The sequence below is a fragment of the Halomonas sp. 3D7M genome (assembly GCF_014897885.1).
Taxonomy (GTDB): domain Bacteria; phylum Pseudomonadota; class Gammaproteobacteria; order Pseudomonadales; family Halomonadaceae; genus Vreelandella.
In genome coordinates, this window is the sequence record NZ_JABUZF010000007.1 from 1 (window position 1) to 2,452 (window position 2,452).

Genomic DNA, 2,452 nt, shown 5'->3' on the forward strand with positions numbered 1-2,452 from the left:
GGAAAAAAGCCTGCCGCTGCTGAACGCCTTCAAGGCCTGGCTGGAGAAAAACGCCAGTAAGGTGCTGAAAGGCTCGCTCACCCGCAAGGCCATGGACTACACCCTGAACCAGTGGGATACCCTGGTTGGCTACTGCGAACGCGGCGACCTGAAGATCAGTAATGCCGGTGCCGAAAATGCCATCCGCCCGTTCGCTCTGGGACGAAAGGCCTGGTTGTTCGCAGATACCTCGCAGGGCGCGAACGCCAGCGCCACCTGCTACTCGCTGATCGAAACGGCCAAAGCCAACGGGCTGGAGCCGTCGGCTTACATCCATCATGTGCTGACGCACATCGCCGATGCAGTTACCCTCGAACAACTCGAAACGCTCTTACCCTGGAATGCAGAGCTGCCAGCTTTAAAAAATGTGGCTCAATACGGTTAGGGCAAGTGGGTCGGTTTAACGGCGCTTACGATACATCTTCCTTAGGGGATTCTCAGTGATGGAAGTGGCCTTTTTTCCATCACGTGGGTGTGGCGCGCCTACCCCAAACGACGGAACCTAGTTTAGCCAGCTTAGCCCAACCATGACCACTGCGCGTTTTTCTACTGACAGTTGTAATATGAGCACTCATATTTCTGGGGCAGCATGCTGTGAGTTTCGGTAAAACAATTGTTTATGATAAGGCGCTGTATACTGATGCGCATTTTTCTGGCAAAACGCATCGCTCAGGCGAGCTGCGTTTTTATAAGTTTCAATAAATTACGGCCGTTTAGTCAGAATGATTGTTACCAGAAAACTATGCATGTTCATTAATAAACTGTTATGCGATGAAGCTATGGTAATCCCCCCCGAAAAACCAGGGTGTTCAAAAGTAGAATTTTCCGGCGCTTACATCCTATCAAGCCGCCTATTGCCATGGGTGCTTCCTCCGTGAATAACAGGTGCAGATAGTAAAGCATACAGCGGGTGAGTTACCTTCAAAGTGCTTTGAGGCAAAGGCATTCACTTGCTATAGGTCGATTTTCATTGCAAGCGATACGGCCTCACTGACCAAGCCCACTATTTATACTGTGTGCCTTCATGAGCTTGCCCAAGTAACACCGTATAGCGTGTACTGCGCCCACCGCCGGGAAGCTTGGAAAGACAGCCTTTTTCCAGTAGCTCGGCCAAATCCCGCGTTGCGGTGGCTTTACTCACTTTGGCCAACGATTGGTACTTACGGGCATTGATGCCCTGCTCAAACTCCTCCCCCGCTGTATCCAATAAGCGGTTCAGCACCTTGATTTGCCGTTCATTCAGCACGGTGGTGGCATGGCGCTGCCAGAAGGTGGTTTTCATTAACACACGGTCGATTCTTAACAGCGCCTGCTCAAGTGCCTCTTTCAGCGTGTCCAGAAACCACAACAACCACGGCGTAATATCGAGACTGCCTTTCTGAGCGCTTTCGAGGTGATCGTAGTAGGCGTGGCGGCGCGCCATGATGGCCGCGCTCAAGGAATAGAAGCGAACGGATTGCCGCTCTGCTTGTGCAAGCGCGCGATCTGTCACCGCGCGGGTAACGCGCCCATTGCCATCATCAAAGGGATGCAAGGTAATCAACCATAGATGGGTTATGCCAGCGCGAACCAGCCTATCAAGCCCCAGAGGCGGATGGTTGAACCAAGTAATAAAGGCATCCAGCTCAGCCTCCAATTGCCCACGGGGCGGCGCTTCAAAATGGACGGTAGGCCGATCAAGTCGCCCTGAGACCACCTGCATGGGGTGATCACCACGCAACTCGCCCACACGTATCTGACTAATCAAGCCAGGGCCTTGCACAAACAGCATGGACTGCCAAAGGGACAGTCGCTCATGGGTAAGCGGCTCATCCAATTGGCGCGTGGATTGCAGCAATAGCTCAACCAGCGCCTCAGATTCCGGTGTTGTTCTGGCAGAGACACCGGCTTGCTCCAAGCCTAACTGCCGGGCAACAGAAGACCTCACGGAACCAACGTCCAAGCGCTCACCCTCGATTTCACTGGTACGAATCGCATTCTGGATCAGCGCATCCATCTCCACGTCCAGATCGGCCAGGCCGTGGACAGTCTCGGTTTTACCCAACACCCGGCCCTGCAGCAGCCGCACGGCATCCAACGTTGGCCGAAGAACGGACTCATCCCACTCAAAATGTGGCCAGTTGCGCTGTTCCCAGATATACATGAGCCGATTAACCGCCCTATTCAGATCATATTATGAGCCGATTATGGTTGATATTCGGCTCATAGGCTAGTATTGATAATAACTAAGAAATGGTTTTTTTCAGTCACAGCTGATCGTACGCTCATGACGGTGAAGTGATCCCTAAGCCCCCCTTATTAGCAGCATAGGGTGTGTAGAAACTAAGGCACTACATAAGTACATAAAATTCCTTTTAATTAGAAAACTAAAAAATTAAACGTACACCTCCCCCCTCTGTCAGCCTAGTTGTCC

The 2,452-nt window shown here is 52.0% G+C and carries 2 protein-coding genes; one reads left to right on the plus strand and one right to left on the minus strand.

What is annotated here, in order from left to right:
* Positions 1-424: IS66 family transposase (locus INT22_RS00045; RefSeq protein ID WP_193067427.1), on the plus strand; the 424-nt coding region annotated here is incomplete at its 5' end.
* 618 nt (positions 425-1,042) lie between these two features.
* Here the strand turns inward: INT22_RS00045 and INT22_RS00050 are convergent.
* Positions 1,043-2,182 (minus strand): Fic family protein, encoded by a 1,140-nt coding sequence (locus INT22_RS00050; protein WP_193067428.1) that lies wholly within the window; start codon positions 2,180-2,182, stop codon positions 1,043-1,045.
* Between the last annotated feature and the right edge of the window lie 270 nt (positions 2,183-2,452).

Bases quoted from the DNA above. Each gene is read 5' to 3' on its own strand.
- INT22_RS00050 (WP_193067428.1), bottom strand. From the start codon at position 2,182: ATGTATATCTGGGAACAGCGCAACTGGCCACATTTTGAGTGGGATGAG.